This window comes from Grimontia kaedaensis (assembly GCF_023746615.1).
Taxonomy (GTDB): Bacteria; Pseudomonadota; Gammaproteobacteria; order Enterobacterales; family Vibrionaceae; genus Enterovibrio; species Enterovibrio kaedaensis.
This window is the reverse complement of record NZ_CP082276.1, coordinates 544,736-567,125: the sequence shown is the minus strand read 5'-3', so window position 1 is coordinate 567,125 and position 22,390 is coordinate 544,736. Positions and strand designations below refer to the sequence as shown.

At 47.8% G+C, this 22,390-nt stretch carries 19 protein-coding genes; 5 read left to right on the top strand and 14 right to left on the bottom strand.

Annotated elements, in window-relative coordinates; genetic code table 11:
* The first annotated feature begins 32 nt into the window (after positions 1–32).
* The 3 genes from K6Q96_RS19395 to K6Q96_RS19385 all read left to right on the top strand — a co-directional run bounded on the left by K6Q96_RS19395 (position 33) and on the right by K6Q96_RS19385 (position 3,689).
* Positions 33–1,016 carry an AAA family ATPase gene (locus tag K6Q96_RS19395; RefSeq protein WP_251882044.1) on the top strand — a complete coding sequence of 328 codons (984 nt, stop codon included), beginning with the start codon at positions 33–35 and terminating at the stop codon, positions 1,014–1,016.
* A complete protein-coding gene (locus K6Q96_RS19390) occupies positions 1,013–2,761 on the top strand; it encodes a cobaltochelatase CobT-related protein (RefSeq protein WP_251882041.1) in 1,749 nt (582 codons plus the stop codon). The genes K6Q96_RS19395 and K6Q96_RS19390 overlap by 4 nt, the downstream gene beginning before the upstream one ends.
* Positions 2,762–2,885: 124 nt before the next feature.
* Entirely contained in the window at positions 2,886–3,689 is an 804-nt protein-coding gene (locus tag K6Q96_RS19385) for an IclR family transcriptional regulator (protein ID WP_002538697.1), read from the top strand.
* Between the two features lie 49 nt (positions 3,690–3,738).
* Here K6Q96_RS19385 and K6Q96_RS19380 read toward each other — a convergent pair whose 3' ends face one another.
* The 5 genes from K6Q96_RS19380 to K6Q96_RS19360 are packed head-to-tail and all read right to left on the bottom strand — an operon-like array spanning position 3,739 to position 9,030.
* Entirely contained in the window at positions 3,739–4,470 is a 732-nt protein-coding gene (locus tag K6Q96_RS19380; protein ID WP_046303207.1) for a DUF599 domain-containing protein, read from the bottom strand.
* 22 nt (positions 4,471–4,492) lie between these two features.
* Positions 4,493–6,073, bottom strand: coding sequence for a gamma-glutamyltransferase family protein (locus K6Q96_RS19375; RefSeq protein ID WP_251882038.1), 1,581 nt, complete (start codon positions 6,071–6,073; stop codon positions 4,493–4,495).
* 2 nt (positions 6,074–6,075) lie between these two features.
* A complete protein-coding gene (locus tag K6Q96_RS19370; RefSeq protein WP_251882036.1) occupies positions 6,076–7,560 on the bottom strand; it encodes a tripartite tricarboxylate transporter permease in 1,485 nt (494 codons plus the stop codon).
* A 15-nt stretch (positions 7,561–7,575) separates the two neighbouring features.
* Positions 7,576–8,031 carry a tripartite tricarboxylate transporter TctB family protein gene (locus tag K6Q96_RS19365; protein ID WP_251882034.1) on the bottom strand — a complete coding sequence of 152 codons (456 nt, stop codon included), beginning with the start codon at positions 8,029–8,031 and terminating at the stop codon, positions 7,576–7,578.
* Between the two features lie 45 nt (positions 8,032–8,076).
* Positions 8,077–9,030, bottom strand: a complete 954-nt coding sequence (locus K6Q96_RS19360) for a tripartite tricarboxylate transporter substrate binding protein (protein WP_002538691.1) — start codon at positions 9,028–9,030, stop codon at positions 8,077–8,079.
* 139 nt (positions 9,031–9,169) lie between these two features.
* Here K6Q96_RS19360 and K6Q96_RS19355 point away from each other — a divergent pair, with 139 nt between their 5' ends.
* Positions 9,170–9,931 carry an IclR family transcriptional regulator gene (locus K6Q96_RS19355; RefSeq protein WP_046303212.1) on the top strand — a complete coding sequence of 254 codons (762 nt, stop codon included), beginning with the start codon at positions 9,170–9,172 and terminating at the stop codon, positions 9,929–9,931.
* 155 nt (positions 9,932–10,086) lie between these two features.
* On the opposite strand, the gene K6Q96_RS19350 is transcribed toward K6Q96_RS19355, so the two are convergent.
* The 3 genes from K6Q96_RS19350 to K6Q96_RS19340 form a co-directional block, all read right to left on the bottom strand.
* Positions 10,087–11,376 (bottom strand): TRAP transporter large permease, encoded by a 1,290-nt coding sequence (locus tag K6Q96_RS19350; protein ID WP_002538689.1) that lies wholly within the window; start codon positions 11,374–11,376, stop codon positions 10,087–10,089.
* Between the two features lie 9 nt (positions 11,377–11,385).
* Positions 11,386–11,913, bottom strand: a complete 528-nt coding sequence (locus tag K6Q96_RS19345; RefSeq protein ID WP_251882032.1) for a TRAP transporter small permease — start codon at positions 11,911–11,913, stop codon at positions 11,386–11,388.
* A 90-nt stretch (positions 11,914–12,003) separates the two neighbouring features.
* Positions 12,004–13,167, bottom strand: a complete 1,164-nt coding sequence (locus tag K6Q96_RS19340) for a TRAP transporter substrate-binding protein (RefSeq protein ID WP_348651398.1) — start codon at positions 13,165–13,167, stop codon at positions 12,004–12,006.
* 430 nt (positions 13,168–13,597) lie between these two features.
* Here K6Q96_RS19340 and K6Q96_RS19335 point away from each other — a divergent pair, with 430 nt between their 5' ends.
* A complete protein-coding gene (locus tag K6Q96_RS19335) occupies positions 13,598–15,211 on the top strand; it encodes a GMC family oxidoreductase (RefSeq protein WP_251882028.1) in 1,614 nt (537 codons plus the stop codon).
* Between the two features lie 118 nt (positions 15,212–15,329).
* Here the strand turns inward: K6Q96_RS19335 and K6Q96_RS19330 are convergent, their stop codons facing one another.
* From K6Q96_RS19330 to iaaH, 6 genes are all read right to left on the bottom strand, one after another.
* Positions 15,330–16,097: an IclR family transcriptional regulator gene (locus tag K6Q96_RS19330; RefSeq protein WP_251882026.1), complete on the bottom strand. Its 768-nt coding sequence runs from the start codon at positions 16,095–16,097 to the stop codon at positions 15,330–15,332.
* Between the two features lie 385 nt (positions 16,098–16,482).
* The gene (locus K6Q96_RS19325) at positions 16,483–17,178 is read right to left on the bottom strand and encodes an ATP-binding cassette domain-containing protein (RefSeq protein WP_251882024.1); all 696 of its coding nucleotides are present in this window, start codon (positions 17,176–17,178) and stop codon (positions 16,483–16,485) included.
* The gene (locus K6Q96_RS19320) at positions 17,178–18,899 is read right to left on the bottom strand and encodes a branched-chain amino acid ABC transporter ATP-binding protein/permease (RefSeq protein ID WP_251882022.1); all 1,722 of its coding nucleotides are present in this window, start codon (positions 18,897–18,899) and stop codon (positions 17,178–17,180) included. Before K6Q96_RS19320 ends, K6Q96_RS19325 begins: the two co-directional genes overlap by 1 nt.
* Complete coding sequence (locus K6Q96_RS19315; protein ID WP_251882020.1) at positions 18,877–19,728, bottom strand: branched-chain amino acid ABC transporter permease; 852 nt, start codon at positions 19,726–19,728, stop codon at positions 18,877–18,879. The genes K6Q96_RS19320 and K6Q96_RS19315 overlap by 23 nt, the downstream gene beginning before the upstream one ends.
* 17 nt (positions 19,729–19,745) lie before the next feature.
* The gene (locus tag K6Q96_RS19310) at positions 19,746–20,912 is read right to left on the bottom strand and encodes a substrate-binding domain-containing protein (protein WP_251882019.1); all 1,167 of its coding nucleotides are present in this window, start codon (positions 20,910–20,912) and stop codon (positions 19,746–19,748) included.
* Positions 20,913–20,943: 31 nt separating this feature from the next.
* A complete protein-coding gene (gene iaaH / locus K6Q96_RS19305) occupies positions 20,944–22,350 on the bottom strand; it encodes an indoleacetamide hydrolase (RefSeq protein WP_251882017.1) in 1,407 nt (468 codons plus the stop codon).
* Positions 22,351–22,390 lie beyond the last annotated feature (40 nt).

Below are 22,390 nucleotides of genomic sequence, written 5' to 3'. Positions count from 1 at the left end.
AGGCTCGCTCAAGGTTTAATAACGGAGGAAAAATGGAGAGGACAATGATGCAAGGACCCGACATCCAGGTGTCAGCCAAAGAAGTATTCGGTATCGATACCCGCCTACTTGTACCCGCTTTTTCCAGCACCAGCGAGTTAGTGCCCAAAATCGACCCTGACTATGTCTTCAATCCAGAAGTGACCAGTGCGATTCTCGCGGGCTTCACTCACAACCGGAGAACACTGATTCAAGGGCTACATGGCACGGGTAAATCCACCCACATTGAGCAAGTTGCAGCCCGGCTTAACTGGCCTTGCATGAGGATTAACCTTGATGGGCATATCAGTCGATTGGACTTGGTAGGAAAAGATACCTTGGTGATCCGAGACGAAAAGCAGGTCACCGAATTCCAGGACGGTATTCTGCCCTGGTCTGCGGCCCGACCGATCGCGCTGATCCTAGACGAATATGACGCCGGCAGACCTGATGTCATGTTTGTTATCCAGCGCTTACTTGAGAAAGACGGAAAGCTTGTCCTGACTGACAAAAACCGGGTGATAGAGCCTCACCCTTCATTCCGCCTGTTTGCCACAGCCAACACAGTCGGTTTAGGCAATTTGCAGGGTCAGTATCATGGCACTCAGGTATTAAACCAAGCCCAGATAGACCGATGGAATCTGGTTGTCACTCTGAACTACCTTAAGCCAAAAACTGAAGCCAAGATTGTTCTTGCACGTGTCCCTTCAAAAAACACTGAACGCGGACGAAAGCTGGTGGCACAAATGGTTGAGATTGCCAACCTGACACGCAAAGCGTTTTCAACCGGTGACATATCAACCTTAATGTCGCCACGAACCGTTATCACGTGGGCGGAGAATTGTGAAATATTCAGTGACCCTAAAACTGCCTTCCGCCTCACTTTCCTCAATAAATGTGATGAAGCCGAATGGCCAATCATCAACGAGCTTTATCAACGTTGTTTTAATGAGGAAGTCATAAAGGAAGACTCCACTTTAACGGGTGCTGAAAGATGAGTCGCGCTCACCCCCCCGAGCACGCACCTTTTACCCGAACCCAGCAGCGCAGACGGGAACTGACTCTGGCAACCATCCGGTCGGAAACGGGAAATCCGGAACTCAAACTTCGTGGTGAGCGTTTTTACAATGGAGCAGTGTATGTTCCGGTCTCGGCCGCTCACTTACAGACTCATGATCTTTCCCATGATGCTCAAGCACAGCGCGGACGGGCTGATGCAATTTCAGCGCGTCTGTTGTTCAGCAATGCTGATGTTCACCGCTCAACCATGCCGGCAGACCCTGTCGCGGGCATGCTGTTTGACCTCCTGGAACAATTTCGCACAGAAGCCCTTCTCTCCAACCACCACCAGCCAGGCACACAACAAAATATTCGCCATCGGTTTGACGCTTGGAGCAGGCTCGCATTGCACGCGAATCTGATGGAATCAAAGCTCGGTATCTTAATTTTCACTGTGATACAGATTGTCCGTTCACGCCTGTTTTCAACGCCCATCGACCCAGAAATTGAAGATTTAATAGAGGCGACCCGCGCCGGTATCGCACCCAGTTTGGGTTCTGAACTGGCAGGTCTTCGTCGCAATAAAGACCATCAAACTTTTTACGGCCGACACGCTCTATCACTGGCTGAGAAAGTGTCCAACATGGTGAGTGAGTGTGAGAACAATGAGGATGACAATGAAAGGAGTGAGCAGATCCTCAGTGCTTTTCCCCTGTTACTCAGCACGGATAGTGAAGCCGACAATACCTACTCTTCAGTCACAGGGGGAAACAGCAAGTCATTTGAAATGCACCGTCTTCAATATCGGGTTTTCAACCGGGAATTCGATGTCGAGGTAGACGCATCCAGCTTGGTGAGAAAAGCGCAGCTCGCAGAATTTCGCTCACATCTTGATAAACGCTTTCTTCATCTGGGGCTGAACCTTCGGGAAATATCCAGACGCCTACTGCTTTGTTTGAACCAAATAACACGTGACGGTTGGCAATTTGAGGAGGAGGAAGGTTACATCGATGGAAGCCGCCTTCCACAGGTTGTCTCATCGCCTATGGAAAGGCGCGTATTTATCAAAGAAGACTTCGTTGAACGTCCTGATAGCGCTGTCACCATACTGATTGACTGCTCCGGCTCCATGAGACAGCACATGGAAAACATTACCCATCTCGTTGATGGGCTTGTCAGGGCACTAGGTATTGGAGGCGTGCCTACTGAAGTTCTGGGATACACAACCTGTGCTTGGAATGGCGGACGGCCTTACAAAAAATGGCTAATGACAGGCAAGCAAGCCATGCCCGGCAGAATGAATGAAGTGTGCCATTTAATTTTCAAAGATGCTGGAACACGTTGGCGTCAAGGCTCTAAAAACCTGGCGGCATTGATGAAGGGAGATATTTTCCGTGAAGGTATTGATGGCGAAGCGATTGAGTGGGCGTGCGCAAGGGCGCGTCAGATAGACACCTCGAGACATCTATTGCTGGTGATATCTGATGGCAGTCCGATGGATACCGCCACTAACCTGACCAATGATGACTTCTATTTGGATAACCACCTCCAGCAAGTCATAGCAAGCCGAGAAAAACAGGGGGATATCATCACTGCTCTGGGTGTGGGTGTAGACCTTAGCCGCTTTTACCCGCTCAATTTAACCTTAGATATCGACTTCCAACCTGATAGTGCGACGTTCAACGATATCATCACACTGATTGCAGAATCAGTACGAAGATCTTATGGCAAAAGGAGGACATGAAAACCGTGATTTAGTCATGAACGCAGAAGCGGGATAAATGGCAGAGGATTTCATTTTTCAAGATGGTTTGTTGTCATTTTCCAGAATTTTGATATATATGGCGGGTATGGAATAAGGGAGAACCATGAAAACGAAGAACAAATCTGATCTGGCTGTTGTGGACGGCGACACGCCAACATTACGTCTATTTTCATTGCTGGAACTTATCGCTAAAAAAGACGAATTTTTCTCGCTACAAGATCTCACCGAAGAAACCAACATCCCCAAGCCTTCACTGCATAGAATGCTTCAACAGCTGGAAAGTGCAGGTATCATCCAGCGCGACGGTGACGACAGACACTATGGTAAAGGCGCAAGACTGCGTCATATGGCAGAGAATGTCTTGCTCAACTCCACCACGCACAGCGCACGACACAACCTGTTGAGCCAATTAAGGGACGAAGTGGGTGAAAGCTGTAACCTGACATCCCTGTCCGGCGGTGAGGTCATTTACGTAGACCGCGTTGAAACTGAAGCTCCATTGCGTTTCCATTTACACCCTGGTTCCCGAGTCCCCGTTCACTGCTCAGCAACAGGTAAACTGTTTCTGGCAAATATGACCCCTTCCCAGCGCCGCAGGCTGCTTGGTAACTCTGAGATGACCGCCTTCACTGAGAAAACGATCACTGACCTGGCTTCGTTGGAGGAAGAACTGGAAAACGTCCGTGCCTGCGGTTACGCCATCGACAACGAAGAGTTCCTACCCGGATTGTTGTGTGTCGCGGTTCTTGTGCCATCCAAGCGCGGAAAATCCAATCTCGCTGTCGCCATTCAGGCACCTATCATGCGACTCAAAGCCGACCAAGCCTTACATTTCCTCCCTGCACTGCAAAGGGCATCTCTCGCATTTGCGAAGATAGAAGAAGAAAGCTGGGGTGAAGATTCTTGATGCTACCGGTACACACCAAAAATACGAATATTCCAACTACTTGCCGATCCTAACGACTCCCCGTTGAGGAGTCTGAGGTTGGCCATTCGATGTCTTCCATTGACGTGATATCGAAAGCTCTTGAAAAGAACTCTCTTCTCAAAATAATAAGAATAACAATCAGGAAAACAGCATAGAAAACATAAGGATGGATAATCCAAGCCAGTGAGGATATTCCAAAGTAATAAGCTCGCACACCATATTGAAAGTGGTAAGAGGCCAGCACGCTCATTTCGGAGAGTTTGTTGACAACGAGGCTCGTCGCTTTTGAATCCTTTTCACTTGGCTCTGGCGCAGACCCCAGCATAAGCAAAGAGTTCGCGTGTAAACCCATAGACCACGCAAATTCAAAAAACGCAATCACCATGATAATCAACAAACTCGTTATTTTTAAAACCACTGCCTCCTCTGTCGTACCATTCAAGTAAGAAAAAGAGTTCAACTTTTCAGTGATTGAGTGGCTTGCACCTAACAGCGCAACTAAGCCGCTAATAACAAAAACGGTCGTTGTGGCGAAGAAAGACACATTGTGAATCAATCCTCGCACCAAGCTGACATCCGTAATTCTCTCATGGCGCCAGAGCATCTGGGTTGCCCACGCTTTTCGCCACAACATCATTTGGCTGGAAATATTCTTCCCAAATATCGCCTTACTTATAGGCTCATAAAGAAATAGAGACAAAAAGAGAACAACAAGTGCAACCAAATCTCCGTCGTTTAGCTTTAGTAAGAATTCACTCATCCCCTGCCACCCATCACGCCTTTCATTCTTTGATCGCATCTGACCAGGCTGACATCACCTCTGTGATACCAGCATTCTCAAGTTGGCCACCTACAACCTGACTCGAAATGATGCTTGGGCAAGCGAAGTTGAACGGATATATCGTCCTCGGGGCTAATTTGACCTGTTGTATTGTTCCCCTTAAATCTTCAATGAGGTTTTCATCCATTGTGTCATCCACAATCGTGAGCTCACTGAGGCTGGTATCTATCCTTGGCATACACATCGCTTTCTCTATATCCATCTTGTAATCCAAGATAAACGAGGAAAGTTGCGCAACTGCAGGCATTATCTTACGTCCACCCGATGCGCCTAACGCAAAGTAGTGACCATCGTTGCGTTTGAGAATGGTGGGACACATATTCGCTAAGCATCTTTTATCAGCAGCAAGCGAGTTTGGCTTATTAGGCTCCGGATCAAACCACATGATCCCATTGTTCATAAGAATGCCACTGTCTCCCAACATCAACTTGGAGCCAAAAATGGAAAGCAGTGTCTGCGTCACCGATACGCAATTTCCCTCAGAATCAACAACGTTAAAATGTGTCGTGCAACTAGGTGCTACTTCCTTACGTTCATCTCCCATAAAGCGGTAGCGCTCTTCGTTGGCTAACCTAATTGCAGTGTCGTAGACCCGGTAGGCTTTTGAGTCAGGAGAATTGCCCTCTGGCTGCCAATTCTCCATCAGTGAAAAAGTGCGTTTTAAGGTTGGACCGGCAGTCATTGATGGCGTACCAAATATGGTATGGCCGCGATAACTGTATTTGTCCGCAGTCTGCAGAGTGGCTGTGTAACTTTCAAAGTCTTCCAAACTATGCCGGCCCCCTGCTGCAGCGAGTTCATTGACAATAGTTCTTGCTAACTCCCCGCGGTAAAAACTTTGATGGCCTTCTTCTGCTATGGTTTCCAGCGTTTTAGCCAGACGTGACTGATCGCAGACGTTTGATGAATGAGACGTCCACGCTGAAGATTTAGGGAAAAGACCAGAATCCAAAAACGTCTCCGCAGACGCTTTAAACGGCACCAGATCTTTGGCGACGGAAGAAATAACTAACTGTGCATACCAGTCAACGACCAGCCCTCTCTTAGCAAGGTCTATGGAAGGCTCAATGAGTGCTTTCCAGGGAAGAGATGAAAAATGCTCAGCAGCCAACCCCATTCCAGCCACTTGGCCAGGAATGGCAACCGCGAGCGCCCCCGTCACATTCCTGTCTTCATGGACGCGAGTCCAAGGAAACAAATCTGTCGCTGAACCTTCAACCAGCGGATAATCTTCGACGTTAAGATTCTTAGGGGACTTCATACCGAAGTTGATCACCTTAACTTCGTCAGTTTTAGCTAAACGAATCACCATAAAGCCGCCACCACCGATACCGCTCATCCAGGGCTCCGCGACGCCTAGGGCGAACGATGTTGCTATTGCCGCATCCACTGCGTTTCCGCCTTTTCTTAGAACCTCTGCACCAATTTCTGACGCAATACGGCTTTGTGACGTCACCACACCTCGGTGCGTGCGAACAACTTTCTTCTTAATATTCCACGAGGATGATTGAGACAGACTCACTGTTAAACTCCATTTTTATTCGTATTACGACGGAAAATCACTACCGCGGATATGACTGATAAAGCTAAAAACAACACAGAAAGTGGTGTAGAGACGAAGATGAGCCAATTCCCTTCAGACAGGGTGAGCGCCTGACGCACTGCTTGTTCACCCACTGGCTCAAGAACAAAGCCAATCATCATTGGGGCAAGAGGAAAATCGAGCTTTCGCATGACGTAACCCAGCAAGCCGAACCCCAACATAATCCAAAGATCGACCGTGCTGTTGTTGAACCCATAAACGCCAACAACACAAAACACAGCGATAGTGGGTAACAAGACACTTTGGGGTATTCTTGTAATCTGAAAAAACAGCTTTATCGCGACCTTACCAACAAGAGGTAGAAACAGTGATGCGATAAAAAGCACGACGAACAGTGAATAAATCAACGAAATATCTTCACTAAAAAGCGCAGGACCAGGCGCCAAGCCATGTATCAGGAAGGCTCCCATCAGAACAGCGGTTGTCACATCTCCTGGCACACCTAATGCGAGCAGAGGAATCAAAGCACCACCGCAGGTAGCATTGTTCGCTGACTCTGCGGCAGCGACTCCCTCTAACTCTCCTTGGCCAAATTTCTCGGGTGTCGCCGATTTCCTTTTTGCCTCGGAATATGACAGAAACGCCGCGGGCGTTGCTCCCAATCCGGGTATCGCCCCCAGCACAACACCAATGAATGAGCCTCTGCAGATGGTCTTTAAGCTCCCCCTGATTTGAAACCATGAAATAGATGAACTGGCTTTGCTGTTGGCTTGTTTCGCTGTCTGTTTCTCAACCAAATTTTCTGCCTGGATCAGGAGCTCAGAAACGGCGAATAAACCGATCAGCATCGCCATCAGCGAAATACCATTCATCAAATTGACGTTATCAAAAGTGAATCTTGGGGTGGCCACCATCGGGTCTAGCCCGACGGTCCCAAAAAGAAAGCCGAGTGAAGCAGTAATTAGACCTTTGGAAAGTGAATTACCCGACACACCAGCAACAACAAGAAGCGCAAAAAGTACTAGGGTTGCGAACTCCGGTGGTCCAAAATTAGTTGCCAGCTTGGCAAGGGAAACAGCGCCCAAAACCAATATGACAGTGGCAATAACATCGGCAATAACGGACGCCCATAGCGCCATTCCCATTGCCTCACTTCCTCGTCCTTTTTGAGCCAAAGGGTAGCCATCCTGAACAGTCGCCGCTGCTGCTGGAGAGCCTGGCGTATTTAAAAGAATGGCAGGGATACTCCCCCCGAAAAGACACCCCTTATAAGCCCCTAGCAAAACACAAAACGCAGTTAGAGGGCTAAATCCATAGGTCAATGGAATAATCAATGCAATACCCATGGTGCCAGTTAACCCCGGGATTGCACCCATAAAGATGCCAAATGCAACACCAACAAAAATAGCGACAAGATTAAGTACAGAAAAAACTGAAACAACAGATTGAAGGATCTCGCCTTCCATACCACCCTCCTTGATTTAAACGGACATTCCCAGTCCAATGACAAACAGTGCATAGAGCGCGAGGGTGACCAGAGCCGGTATAATGATTAGCGTCACTGGTCGTCGTACTCCATTGATGAGAAAGAGCAGAAACATCATTGCTGATACAGAAAGAATGAAGCCGTATGTTTCAAACACACTGATAAACAGAACTATCACAAGGACAGTAAGAAGAGGTCGAAACCAAGTCCCAACACTCTGCTTTGGAGCTGCAGTTTCGTGCTCACCAGCGGCTTTATCAAAGCTGCTTATAAACAGAAAAACTGCGCCAATACCGACCAACGCACAACCAAAGTATGGGAAGAACCTCGGTGACAACGCGATAGATTGAGTATCTTCAACCTGCCCTGGTATTAATGTGGCACCTATAAACACAGCAATAATGGCAAGCACCACAGCTGACAATCTGTCCTTTGAATTTTGATTCATCATTCTTTCCTGAATTCCTGCTCTACTCTTCCTGCTCTCAATACTGGGCTATTTCCCTAGCCCAGAGAGCTGAATGATTTCGCCTTGCTTGTGGAACGTCTCTGTCACGTTCTTCTCGAATTTCTTCGCGTCAAGATAGTTCACCTGCATAGCCAGTTTTTCGATAATCTCCTTGAAATCCCCACTTTCTGTCGCAACTTGTATTGCGCTGGCAAGCTTCTCTACCACTTCATCGGGAATCCCTTTTGGACCTGCAATACCCAAAATAGAAGGCGCGGAGATGTCGTAACCTGCATCAATCAAGGTTGGCACATTTGGGAACTCAGCCATTCGCTTGTCTGTGATGATTGAAAGGAGTTTAAATTCACCAGAACGGACTTGAGGCAACCACTCCGTCGCTCCAGCCATTAAATCAACATGCCCACCCAAGAGTGCCGTAACACTTGCAGCACCGCCTTTAAACGGGATCGCCTTCCATTTCAGCGACTCTTGTTGCGCGAGACGCTCCATAGCAAGGTGTTGTGGAGTACCGGCACCAGCAATTGCGTAACTCACTTCGCCCGGATGTTGCTTCACATATTCAACAAGCTCTTGAATAGATGAGTACGGCGCATCCTTGGGGGCCACTATTCCAAGGTTCCATTGGGCAATTTGAGAGATGAAAGAAAAGTCGTTTAAAGGATCGTAAGGTAGGTTTTGCATATGGGGAGATAGTACTGCCGCGCCTGTCGTCAGTGTGAAAATTGAATATCCGTCAGGGCGTTGCGCTTTCGACAACGCAGCCGCGACAGATCCGCCACCTCCCGGCTTATTGATGACGGTAACTTTCTTACCAAGACTTTTCTCAAGTTCAGTGGATAACACGCGCGACACCGTATCCGTTGTTCCACCGGCTCCATAACCAACGGTTAATTTGATTGTTTTCTTCGGCCATTCAGCAGCTTGAGTAAAGCTAGCGACAATAGAAAGCACAGCAAAAAGCGTAGCGAATAGATACTTCATGATATTTACCTCCATATAAATATTGCATTGCAATACTTTGTTGTGTATTGTGTTACTTCGTTAACAACCCTATAACGATCAGGTTACGATCGCAAACCAGATCTTGCGTTCTAATGTCTTATTTCCGAGGATTTAGAGGATGGAGAATCGCTTATTTGTTGGCTCAGTTAAGAAAGCCTTTGAAATCATTGAAGCTTTTGATGTGACCACGCAAAGCATGAGTTTGACCGAACTTGTTCAGGTCACGGGGATGGGGAAAAGCGCAGTCCAACGATATGTTTATACCCTTGAGGAGCTGGGATACCTGACGAAAAATCCAACCTCAAAGCGATACGAGCTCTCCTTAAAAATGCTCCTTCCAGCAAGTAGTTACCTTAGTCAGAACAATCTGGTGAGCGCCATCAACCCACACATTGTCAATCTGCGTCAGAACCTGGATGCGCGCGTTGGCGTCAGTGTCTACCATCAAGAAAAAGTGGTTTATCTCATTCCGTTACAAAGCATCACCGAAGCCTATCCCAACGATTATCCGGGCTTTACTGTCCCCATTTACTGTACAAGTTCAGGCAGAATTTTCCTTTCCACTTTTGATGATAATAAGGTCGACTCTATCTTGGAGAAGGAAATCAAAAGACCATTCACGCCGCTGACGATGACAAATGAAGAAGACATTAAGAATGAAGTGCAGAAGTTTAAGCAAAATGGATATTGCATAACCAATCAAGAGATAAGCCATGGAAAGATAAATATTTCTGTACCCATTCTGAATTACGACAAGGAAATAATAGCCTGTATTGTCGCCATATTTAAAACGAGCGAATGGGATGAAAATCGCTTAATCAAAGAGGTTTTCCCTAAGATCCAGGAGGTAGCTTCATTTATCAGGGTTCCGTCAAGATAGCGTATTGAGAATGAATGCCCCCATTAACAGTAAAAAGTAAAAACGGCGCTATATACCCAAACGACCTCTGAATGCGAGCATCTTCAGGTCGTTTGGGTACATAACAGCGCCGTTTTTATTTGTCAGCACAGCAATAGATTTTAAGGTCGGGCTCCCTAACCCACAGCTGAAAACTGCACAAGATAGGTCGAAAGCGGCGGCCAGAAAGCGATGATCATCCATGCCACCATCAGTGCAAACAGGTAAGGCATTACGTATTTCACAATGGTGAAATACGGTATTCCCGTGATCCCGCTGGCAACATACAAGTTCAACCCATAAGGTGGCGTGATAAACCCAATGGCATCACCAACCAAGAAGATCACGGCGAAATGAATCGGATCCACCCCCACGCTGTAAGCAATTGGCGCCAGAATAGGGGCAAGAATGATGGTATTGGGCAGGCTTTCTAACACCGTTCCGGCCAACAACACCAACATCATGCAGGCAATCAAAACAAACGTTGGGTCACCAATGGCAGACATCCATCCACGCACCACTTCACCAGCACCCAATAGGGAAAGCAACTGTTGCATCACAACGGATATCGCGATCAGTGGTGCCAGCATGCCCGTGATTTGCCCTGAACGCAGTAAGATGTTCGGCAACTCGCGCAGTTTGATTTGTCGCGTGATCAGCACACCCGCTATCAAACAGAAACCCACCGTGACACCGGCTGCTTCAGTCGGAGAAAAGGCTCCGGAATAGATGCCGTATATCACTATTCCGATGGCAATTAAGCCGAGGTAGGCTTTTAAACCGGTTTGAAAGATACGCTTGGGCTCAAACTTGATTAGGTTACCCCATCCATTCTTCTTACAGACGATGTAGCACGCCAACTGCATTGCAATAACCATCAATAAGCCAGGTAACATTCCACCAACGAACAAATCGCTGATCGAAAGATCGAGCAGGAAGCCATAAACAATGAAGATGATACTTGGCGGAATAATGATGCCCACTGTGCCGCCCGCCGCAGCGGTGGCAGCAGCAAAACGTTCATCATAATTATTCTTCGCCATTTCTGGCTGCATGATGGAACCGATGGTCGCTGTCGTCCCGGCATTGGAACCGGAAATAGCCGCGAACATTCCACACGCACCAATGGTGGCCATTCCCAGCCCCCCTCTCACCCATCCTAAAATGGAATAGGCAAAATCTGACATGCGCTTGGCGATACCGGCAGCATTGATTAAGTCTCCTGTCATGATGAAAAGTGGCAACGCCAGTAAGCCAAAGAAGTTCAAACCTTCAAATAAGGTCACACCAATATTGGCAAGGGTAAAATCGATAACGAGGCTACATCCTACAACCCAAAAGCCAATCACAAGAAAAATCGGAACGCCGATGATAAATAGCAGTGTGACACCGAGAGAAATCAGCGTAATGAGAGTGCCGTCTTCCATATCCTGCTCCTAATCCAGTAGTGACGCTTGGAGCACGAAGGGCTCTTTACGCTGATATTGCTTAATGTCCTGAGCGAGATTCTGCAGCACACGAATGACGATAAGTCCCCAAGCAAGCGGCGTTGCTAGGTAAAACCACCATTCCATGACGTCATCCGTTCCACCTACAATGGCGAAATTGTCGTAAGCGATGTAGGTTTGATTCGTTGCGTGGTAAATCACAATGATGGCGAAAGCAATCCAGAGCACTGCATCCAGAACCAAGCAGTAAAATTGGTGTTTGTAGGAGAGTCGCGAACGAATTTCGGTTAACGCTAGATGCGTACGTTTTTTGATGTTGTATGAAGCACCAAACCACGTCACCCACAAGAAAAGCAGTACAGGTACTGTCGTGCTCCAGGGCACTTGTTGGTTGAACAGAAACCGTCGAACAACCTCTACAAAAATTATCCCAGCCATACTTGAGTAGGTGATCAAGATGATGACCTTTTCCGTGTTTTCATCTAACCATTTGAGCAAGGTTTGTAGCGGTTTCATGCTGACCTCACAGAGTTTGAAGTAAAGACACGCACAGGCCTCTTTGCGGATGTGTTTTCACATCAGTAAGCAGACACTGTGCGACCCTATTTAGCTCATCCACCAGCGTTGTGGCGGCACATTAACAGCGGAAGTGTCGCGCGGAATTTCTCGCGCAATATCGTAGATTTCTTGGTAGGTATCGTGTCCGCCGGACCACTTATTCAAACGGTCACGCCACTGTTCCCAGGGTTCTGGGTTGAACTCTGGCGAACACATTTCTTCTGCTTTACGAAGTTCAGCATCAGACAAAGTGGCAACTCGGGTATTGTTTTCAGCGAAGATGGTGCCCGCCCGTGGCGGGTTCGTTGCACCTATGACGTCAGTCAGTGCCGCCTCATTCATGCCTTGTGTGAAAATCTGAGCGACATACGCAGACTCCATCACATCATCCTGAAGATCGGATCCCAACTTATCAAACACCGGTAGACTCATGGCCGTGTGCTCAGTCCCTGAGAAGAATTTCAGGTCAACACACTGCGACACCACCGGTGCCATACCCGCATAAGCCACCGCTCCCATCCAAGTTTCTGCCCCATCGATAAGCCCTTGTTTCAGACCATCCAGGGTTTCTTCCCAAGCAATCGGTACTGGGTTGAGGTTCATCAACTGCATGGCGATACGCCCCAATTGCGTTCCCGTTACACGGTTTTTCGTGCCCGCTAACTGGTCGATCGACGTGACGAGAGGCTTGTCTTTCCATTTCAAGCCAAGCTGGATACCTCGCAGCTCGCAATGGGTAAACAGGAATTGCATTTTATGACGCTGACGCAACGGCTCTCTAAACAGGGGCTCGCTTTTCTTGCTGTAGAAAAAATGAAACTGAGATGCGCGGGAAGGGAACATGTAGGCGTAATCCAACACATTGAGATACGGCGCACCACCCGCTGAGTTCTGGGTTGAAGCAGAATACATATCGATGATGCCCTGCTGTGTTTTCTTCACACAATTGGTTTGCCCGCATATCTGATTACTGCCAATGAACTCAACGCGAATTGCGCCGTTTGTCCGCTCCTCCAGATCTCTTGCAAAGAAAAGCTGCGCCGACTTTTGAATATCGAGGTTCTTCTCATTAAACCCGGATGCACCAAATTTAAGTTGAAATTTAGGTGGCGCAGAATAGCGTTCCTTTTGGGTATTTTCGGCTGCTCGTGCCAGTGAAGATACCGTGGCACCTGCTCCCAAAGTACCTGCTGCGATAAGGGTGGAGGTCATCCCAAAATGGGCTGACACCTTCATAAAATCTCGCCGCGTGAGTTTTTCCCGATTTTTGCTCATGCTCGCACTCCTTTGTGTTGGCTGTCGCTCAAACGTTTACGCTGGCATGCCCACATTTGCGTTCTCAAACAGAGCCTTCTGCGTTCAATCATCACGCTCTGAAATTCAAGCAATCCAACGTTCAGTGGAAAATTTTTGCTCCGTGTTTTTGGTAACGCTTCAACCACTCCATGTTAAAGAATGGTTAAAAAATGAACCGGAACATTCCATTTATGGCATGGAAAAATCAAAATTCAAGCCTTGACTATAAAAATCGAGATAACTAGTCTCATATTTTAATGTTTGAGAATTTTCGATTTCGCGCTGGATCGGGAGCATCTCGCCTTGAATACATGACAGTTACTCGTGAACAGGGAGAAGGGAAAAGATGGGGTTATCTTCAAATCATTACGATTTTATTGTTGTTGGAGCTGGATCTGCCGGGTGTGTTCTTGCCAATCGTCTGTCTAAAAACCCATCGGTCCGGGTCCTTTTGATAGAAGCTGGGGGGAAGGATAACAATCCCTGGTTGCATATACCGGTGGGGTATTTCAAGACCATGCACAACCCAAAAACAGATTGGTGCTATCTCACAGAACCAGATCCGGGTATCAATTCTCGCCAATTGCAGTGGCCAAGAGGAAAAGTGTTAGGAGGCTCCAGTGCTCTGAATGGGCTGTTGTATGTTCGCGGACAAGCGGAAGATTATGATCATTGGGCAGCGCTCGGAAACCAGGGGTGGTCGTATCAGGAGGTGCTTCCCTACTTCAAAAAGTCAGAAGATCAGGAACGCGGTTCCGACGAGTATCACGGTGTAAATGGCCCACAGAAAGTCAGCGATTTGCGCTTACGCCGCCCGATTGCCGATCACTTCATCAACGCCGCGACCGCGCTGGGTATACCTTATAACCCTGACTGCAATGGCGAAGTCCAAGAAGGTGTCGGTTACTTCCAGCAAACCGCATATAAAGGCTTCCGCTGGAGTACTGCAAAATCCTTCTTGCGCCCCGCTAAGCATAGGGAAAACCTGGATATTCTCACCAATCACCATGTATCAAAAGTGCTCTTTGAGAACAAAACTGCCACCAGCGTTGAAGTACTCAAAGAGGGTGCTAAAAAGCAAATTATGGCGAGTCGGGAAGTCATTCTGAGCGCTGGTGCCATTGGCTCGCCACAGTTACTTCAACTTTCAGGAATCGGTCCAGCTTCTCTGCTTAACGCTCTGGGCATTGCGATTGTTCAAGACTTGCCTGGTGTGGGTGAAAATCTGCAAGACCATCTTCAGGTGAGATTGGTCTTTAAAACCAGTGAGCGCACACTCAATGACGAATTGAATAGTCTGACGAAACGAGTAATGGTGGCGCTCCAATATCTCTTTAATCGAACTGGTCCACTCACTCTGGCAGCAAGCCAAGTCACCATTTTCACACAGTCCGACCCAAGCTTATCGCGTCCAGACATTCAGTTTCACATGCAACCGCTTAGCGCCGACAAACCCGGAGATGGCGTACACCCCTTTTCAGCGTTTACTGCGTCAGTGTGTCAACTTCGACCTTATAGCCGCGGGAGTGTAAAAATCACGTCGAAAGATCCCTTAAAACATCCAGCCATTCAGCCCCGCTATCTGTCTGATGAGCGCGACCAGACTGTGATTATCAATGCCATTAAAGTCGCTAGAAAGATAGCGAGTACCCCCCCGCTTTCAGAGCATGTGCTAAGCGAATATGTGCCGGGTGAAAAATTCCAATCCGATGAAGAGTTGTTGGCAGCAGCCAGAGAATTCAGCCAAACCATTTATCACCCAACTAGTACCTGCAAAATGGGGGTTGATGAGATGGCAGTGGTAAACCCAAGATTGCAGGTTTATGGCGTTAAAAACTTACGTGTTGTAGATGCTTCAATCATGCCGGAAATAGCATCAGGTAACACAAATGCACCCACTATCATGATTGCAGAAAAGGCCTCTGACATGATTCTGGAAGACCATGGTTTCGCGCAGTAACGGGCTGTTCAGACTGCGCCGAAGAAAGTGTTCGCCATCAAGAATGGGGAGAGTCTGCTGGCTATTTGGTTTCAGTTTACCCTTTTCGCTCACCAGACTCTAAATTAGCGAGTTGTACTCAATCTTCGACGATGCCAAATTCTGCAACGGCTAACCGCTGTGCAGCACGCCGAAGCAGTGGCAAATACTGTCTTAACTCTTCTGTTGTTTTACGCGCAGAAGGTGCATGAACGGCGACAGTAAAAGCGACGCGGTTATCGTTGTTTATCACGGGAACTGCTATTGCCACCATATCATCAAGAAACTCACCAGAGTCCACACCCACGCCATCTTCGGCTATCTTCGCCAAATGCGCTTCCAACTGAGTGAGATCCGTGATGGTTTGCGAAGTCTCTCGACTCAGGTTCATGCTTTTTAACAGTCGTTTGCGCGTCGCTGCTTTCATGTCTGCAAGGAACAGCTTACCCGAAGCTGTGCAATGCAGAGGGTAATGCGCACCGACAGGCAAATGAATGCGATATGGCCAGTTAGTCTCAACACGTTCCAGATAGAGAATTTCATAGCCATCGAGAATCGTCAGATTACAGGTCTCACCAATCTCATCAGAGAGTTCTTTCAGAATGGTATAGCGATGTGCATTGATAGAAGAATTTTTAAGAGTGGCTCTGGCCAAATCTAACAAACGAGTGCCGGCAGTGAAGCGCTTTCCATCAGGTTCTCGCTGCAACAATCCATCCTCTTCCAGTTGTTGCGCGATGCGATGAACGGTTTGTTTTGGTAGCTCTAACTCTTCAGCAAGATAGACACTGGAAAGTGGCTTTTCGGCTTTCACAATTTTTTCAAGGATATGGAACCCACGAATAAGCGTTGATTGTGTTTCCTTCATTCTGCCCCTCCGTTTGTTGTTTGTTCTTTTTAGGAACGCGAGAAATGAAATATCAAACTATCTTGATTTTATTAATTGGTGGCAAAATCTGCCAATGCAGCTCTAATAATTGAGACATTGAGTCCTGAATATTTTCTTATTCGTATGATTAGGGTTAGCAGAACGTCCATAAAGAAGACTCTTGGTTAGGCATCTCGCCGTTAGATTTCTCCAAAACTAGAGACCTCGCTATTTTTTGAACTGACAAAAAAGCCGCTGACTCTCATCAGCGGCTTTTGGTGAAATAACCAACTTTGGCTAGGTGCCTACTCGTAAGTTTCTAGTATTTTTTAATGTTTCACTTATTGAAGAACAAAGAAGGCCAACTTTAGTATTGATGGCACCATTAAATGAGAAGCTCACCGACAATACGCTCCCTTAAATTTGGAGAAGCAGGGAAAAGAGACTTCAACTCCCCATGGTCCATTACCCAACAGGCATCAGCGATTTGCTCAATCAGTGAGAGATTCTGCTCTGCCACAATGAAGCTTCTTCCTTGTTTGGCTTGTTCGAGAATAACCTCTCCCATTCGCTCGATATTTTCGGGCTGTACCCCCTCTGTTGGCTCATCAAGTAATGTCATCAATCCATCTTCGACAACAGCTCGGCAAAAAGAGACCAACTTCCTCTCGCCACCCGACAATTTTCCAGCCTGTACGTCATAGCGCTTTTCTATGATTGGAAAGGCCTCAAGAAGGCGCTCTACGAGTGGGCTTTTACCCCATTTTCCTGTCAAAGAAAGGTTATCCCGAACAGTCAATCCACCAAATACCGACTGTTCTTGCAATCCGTGACTAATTTGCTTTTGCTGTCGCTCAAAGGCACTCAAGCTCGAAACATCGTTTTCATTCAGAGATATTTGGCCAGTAACAGGGGGCAAAGAGCCAGATAACAGCTTCATCAGAGTCGTTTTCCCTACGCCATTACGACCAGCAAGGCACACAACCTCTCCTTTCCCAATTGAAAAGTTCACATCCCTGACGATCGTGATATCACCATATCCGCCAGAAAGACCTTTCACACTCAGAATTTCTTCTGACATTACTTGGTTCCTCCTGTGTATATCGCTCGTACGTCTTCGTTCTCGCGAACATAGTCAAAGCTGCCAAAACACAACATAGAACCTTGATTCATCACCAGCACTTCGTCAGCCAATTTCTCCACCACTTGCATGTCATGCTCGATAATCACGCAGGGTTTTCTCTCTCTGGCGATGTAATTTTTGATGATGTCGATGAGGTTTTTTGTCTCGACAGGTGAGAGTCCCGCACAGGGTTCATCGAGCAATAGCAAGTCAGGTTCAGCAAGACAGGTCATCGTAAAGTCCAGCATTTGACGTTGCCCTACCGATAGCGATCCGGCCAAGACTTCACCCTCTTCAAGAAATGGCATCGCCTCGTAAAGCGCGTTTAAAGATGCAGAACGTTTTCCATATTTGGCGATTCGGAATAATGATTTCTTATTCGAACGGCTTGCCCACATCGCCAAATGAATATTCTCTTCAACGCTTAGCGATGGGAACACACAAGGAATTTGTAATTTCCGACCTATACCCTGACGTGCAGCGTCATAAGGCTTACGTGGACTAAAGCGTTCTCCATTCCATACAAGCGTTCCGGAAGAAAGCGGCAGCACGCCAGTCATAGTGTTGAATGCCGATGTTTTTCCTGCGCCGTTTGGGCCGATTAGGCACTGAATACCCTTTTCACCCAACCTCATATCCAAGGACGATAGAATATTAACTGCTCCTATCGATACGGAGACATCATTGATGGCGAGCGTCACGCGCCGTTCAGGCGAGCAGGCATTAGGTTCATCATCTGACTTGTCTTCCTCAATACGCTTTTTCGTCGCGGGCAACCAACCTAGTAAACCCTTTGGTAAAAAGAGCACCACAACAATGAAAATAGATGCGACTATCACTTCCCAGTAAGGGAAGGACGCTTTCAACTCACTGGACACCATTCCCATCACCAAAGCACCAGCAATAGGACCAACTAGCGTAAAACGTCCTCCCACTGCAGCCCAGATAACAAACTCCGCCGAGAGGAAAAAGCCCAGTGCCTGTGGCGTAACGATACCCTGATGGACACTGTACAACGCACCCGCCAACCCAGAAACCGCAGCACTTATCGCAAAGACAATACTTTTCAGTTGGTCACTTTTGTAACCCAGGAGGTCAACACGCTGTTCATTATCACGGATGGCATTAAGCAAAAGTCCGAATGGCGTGTTTTCTAAATACTGAAGGGACAACAGCACAACTGCCACTGCGCCCGCAATCACCCAATACAGGTTTTCGTAACGGTCTGTCCCGGGAATATCATTAATGCCGTTAAGTCCGTTAAACCCGCCAGTGAGGCCATCAAAAACCAACGCCAGTTGCGTTGCCAACATGGCAATCGCTAGTGTGATCAACGAAAAATAGGGGCCAGAACTCGAAGTACGTGAGAACACCAGTTTCCCCAACGCTAAAGCTAATAGCGCCGGTATCAGAAGTGCCAAAAACAGTCCTTCTACGACACTGAACACCGATGCCTGCTCAACATTCACATAACCATAAAGATACGCGCCCAATCCAAAGAAAGCTGCTTGGCCAAGCGGTAAGAAACCTGCCTGCCCCCAACAAGACGCAACGCTCAGTGCTGCGAGTCCGAAGATTAAATAGAGACCAACCTCATATGCAGTAAAGCTATCGATAAACAGAGGCAGTGCGAAGATAAACGCGAGCGCGTAAAAATTAACGTTGCGAAATGATGCCATTGGGTTTCCACCATAAAAAGAAAATCGACAGCAGAAGCACACCTGTATAGCCAACGACCTTGTCGAACAGGTTGGAGAGGGACTGATCTAAGCCGCCAATCATGCCGCTTCCCAGAATCAGGCCTTCCACGCTGCCGAGGCCGCCAATCACAAGGGCGAAAAATGAGGAGAGCAAGTAATCCAGCCCCATGTAGGGGTCGACCCTCACCAGAGGTGCAATCAATGCACCGGCGAGCCCTGCCGTACTGACACCGAAAACAAACGTGTAAAAGGCAACGCGTTCAGTGTTTATTCCGACAGCCTGCGCCAGTGCAGGGTTGTCAACCATCGCACGAATTTTGAGGCTGGCAGGGCTTTTTCTGAACCACAGGTAGATGCCTGTCATCAAGGCGGCAATCAACACCACCAAGAGCAATCGATAAACTGGGTAATCAACACCAACAACATCGACGGTGCCCGGCAAGTATTGAGGTACGTTTTGGTACTCCCTACCAAAAAGAGCTTCAATTGCTTTTCGGATGAGCATGGCAACACCCCAAGTTGCCAACAAGGTATCAAACGGTCGCTGATAAAGGTGCCTGATGAGGCCCTTTTCCATTAGTGCACCGACTAAAGCACTCACAATGACAGCCAAAAAAAGGCCCGCAGGCCAAGGCAGTGACCATTGACTTGCGAGCAGCGCGCTATAAGCGCCAAGCATGACAAACTCACCATGCGCCATGTTCATCACACCTAGTAGTCCGAACACAGCGGCAAGGCCTGTTGCAACTAACGCCAACACTGAGAGGCTGTAGATGACGTTCAAAATATACAAGGTCAACACATCCATGTGCGTCACTCTCTCCTTTAACTGCAGGTACTGCCGCTAGGCACGTTTTCAAAGGTTTCAACAACGCGGAATCTGCCGTCTACGGCTTCCGCAAGATAGATATCTTTATCAACATGTCCCTTCGTCAACGTCATGTTCCCGCGAGGAGAAGAAAATGACGCGCCCTCAGAAGCGCTGGCAATTTTTTTAGCCGCTACGCCTTTTGCTTCGTTTGCCAAGGCTTTGAAGAGATAGACACCGTCATAGCAGGACTCACCTAATGCATTGAGTGCAGGTGCATCACTGCCAAACTTTTCGTAGTAGCGCTCAGCAAATGCGGCGGCTTTTGGCGAGTTAATGTTCTGAAAATAACCTGATGAAGAGTAAAGTCTTGCAGCATTTTCTGCCCCAATACCTGCTAGGGTATTTTCTTCTATTAGGGTGCCCAATCGCAGGGCTTGCTTGTCCAAACCGAAGTTTGCAAATGCGCGGTTAAAGCTCACAGATGCACCACCAACCAAAGTGATCAGTACTGCATCAGCGCCACTGGCTTTGATTTTTGCCAAGCTGGAGTCGAAGTTATCGGCTGAAAATGGCAGATATTCTTCACCGACTACCTCACCACCTGCTGCTTTAATGTATTCTTTAGCCGCAGCATTCGAATCACGTGGCCAGTTGTAATCATTACCAATCAAATACCATTTACTGACCTTATTGTTTTTTGCCAACCAAGGAATGACCGGCGCCAATTGCTGCGCAGGAGTCTCACCGAGTACATAAGTTCCCTCTGTGCATTCACCACCTTCATAGATTGGCGTATAGATGTAAGGCACCTCGCCTTTGAACAAGTTGGTGAGTGCACCTCGCACAGCACTGTCATGCATGCCAATAAACGCATCCACTTTTTCGCCTTTGTACAGGCGCACCGCATTTTTCAGCGCATCGGAAGGAGAACCACCAGCATCGGCATAAAACACTTCAACCTGCTTGCCTAAAATGCCACCCGACTTATTGATTTCTTCAACCGCCATTTCTGTGCAGTTTTTACAAGAGGGGCCAAACAGACCAGCGGGGCCTGATTGGGGAATCATCACACCGAGTTTAACTGTCTCCGCAGCGAGAGCCCGGGTTGAGACAAAAGTCGGTGCAATCGCTGCCAGCAGCGCAGCACTCATCGACGAAGTTAAAAATTCGCGTCTTTTCATTGTTGTGTTCCTTACATCTATGAAGAGTGGATCAGGGGCGTTGCATAAAGTTGAAGACTGACTCCAGCGCTTCCGCGATCGATAGCAACCGGTCATCGCTGTTGAAAGGTCCATCAATTTCGATACCAACAGGCAAGCCGTCATGGGTTAGGCCAATGGGCAGGCTTATTCCTGGAATACCTGCATTGCTGCCTGGATCAGTGTTATGAATAAAAGTTGGAAAGGTAGGTAGGCGTTCGCCATTAAGCTCAACGGTTTCATCATCACCAATAGGCGCGGCAGGCAGCACAGTGGTTGGGAAGATGACAGCATCCACGCCTTGCTTCGAGAAATAGTCTGCGTAGGTTTGTTGGAGTTTAGGACGAACCACATTAACAGCTTCTCGATACACGGATTCTGGCATTGCGCCATCAGACATCAGGGAGGCCATTAATCCACTCACATCAGGGCTTAAAGCATGATCAGCGACGTCTTTAATACTGATATGTGGCGCATGAGCGGTAAGATAGGCAGGTAAGTCCTGCATAAATTCATAAAGCGCAATCGGGAAACTGCAGGCTTCATCAAGTTCACCAACATTGGGAATATCCGCCTCCACCAAGGTCACGCCCGCATCAGAAAGTTTCTTTAAGGCATCTTCAGATAATCTGCCGACTTCAGGGTCTAGATTGTCAAAGAAATAGCCTCGGGGAACACCCAGCTTGATAGAAGAAAGACTCGCTACTTCATCAATGGCGGAATCGTTTTTACCCGCCATGATGGCATCCAAGATTCGGCAATCCTTGACAGTGTTCGCCATTGGACCCGCCGTATCCCGGGTATGGCTGACAGGTACCAGCCCTTCTGATGGATAGCGCATCATAGAGGGTCTAAAGCCAACGATCCCACAGAGTGCAGAAGGTAACCTTACGGAGCCTCCTGTGTCCGTTCCAATACCTGCTGGCATAATGCCAGCTGCAATCGCCACAGCGACACCACCGCTGGATCCACCAGGGATCCGCTCGGTATTCCACGGGTTTTTCGACGCGCCGCTATATCCATTGTTAGTCGTAATACCAAAGGCCAGCTCGTGCATGTTTCCCATGCCACCCACTAAGGCACCACTGTTCAACAGCCGCTCAGCCACGACGGAAGCACTGCTGATATTTCCCGCTAATGCTTTAGTCGCAGCAGACGCAGCAAGAACACCAGTCTGAATGTTATCCTTGAAGCAAAGAGGGATGCCATTGAGCCCTTCACCTGCTTTTCCACTCTGGTCAACGTCCCTCGCTGCCTTTCGAAGCATCTCCCAGTCAACCGTAATAAAAGCGTTAAGGTGTTTCAGACTTTCCGCGCGCTCGATAACCGCGTCGATGTAGGATTCGCAGGTTAACTCACCCGATTTAAATGCTGCCTGCAGCTTTTCTAACGTAAACGGTACATCTCTCTTATCCGTCATCTCTTGCTCCTGAGAATTATGCTTCTTTTCCCTCTCAGCA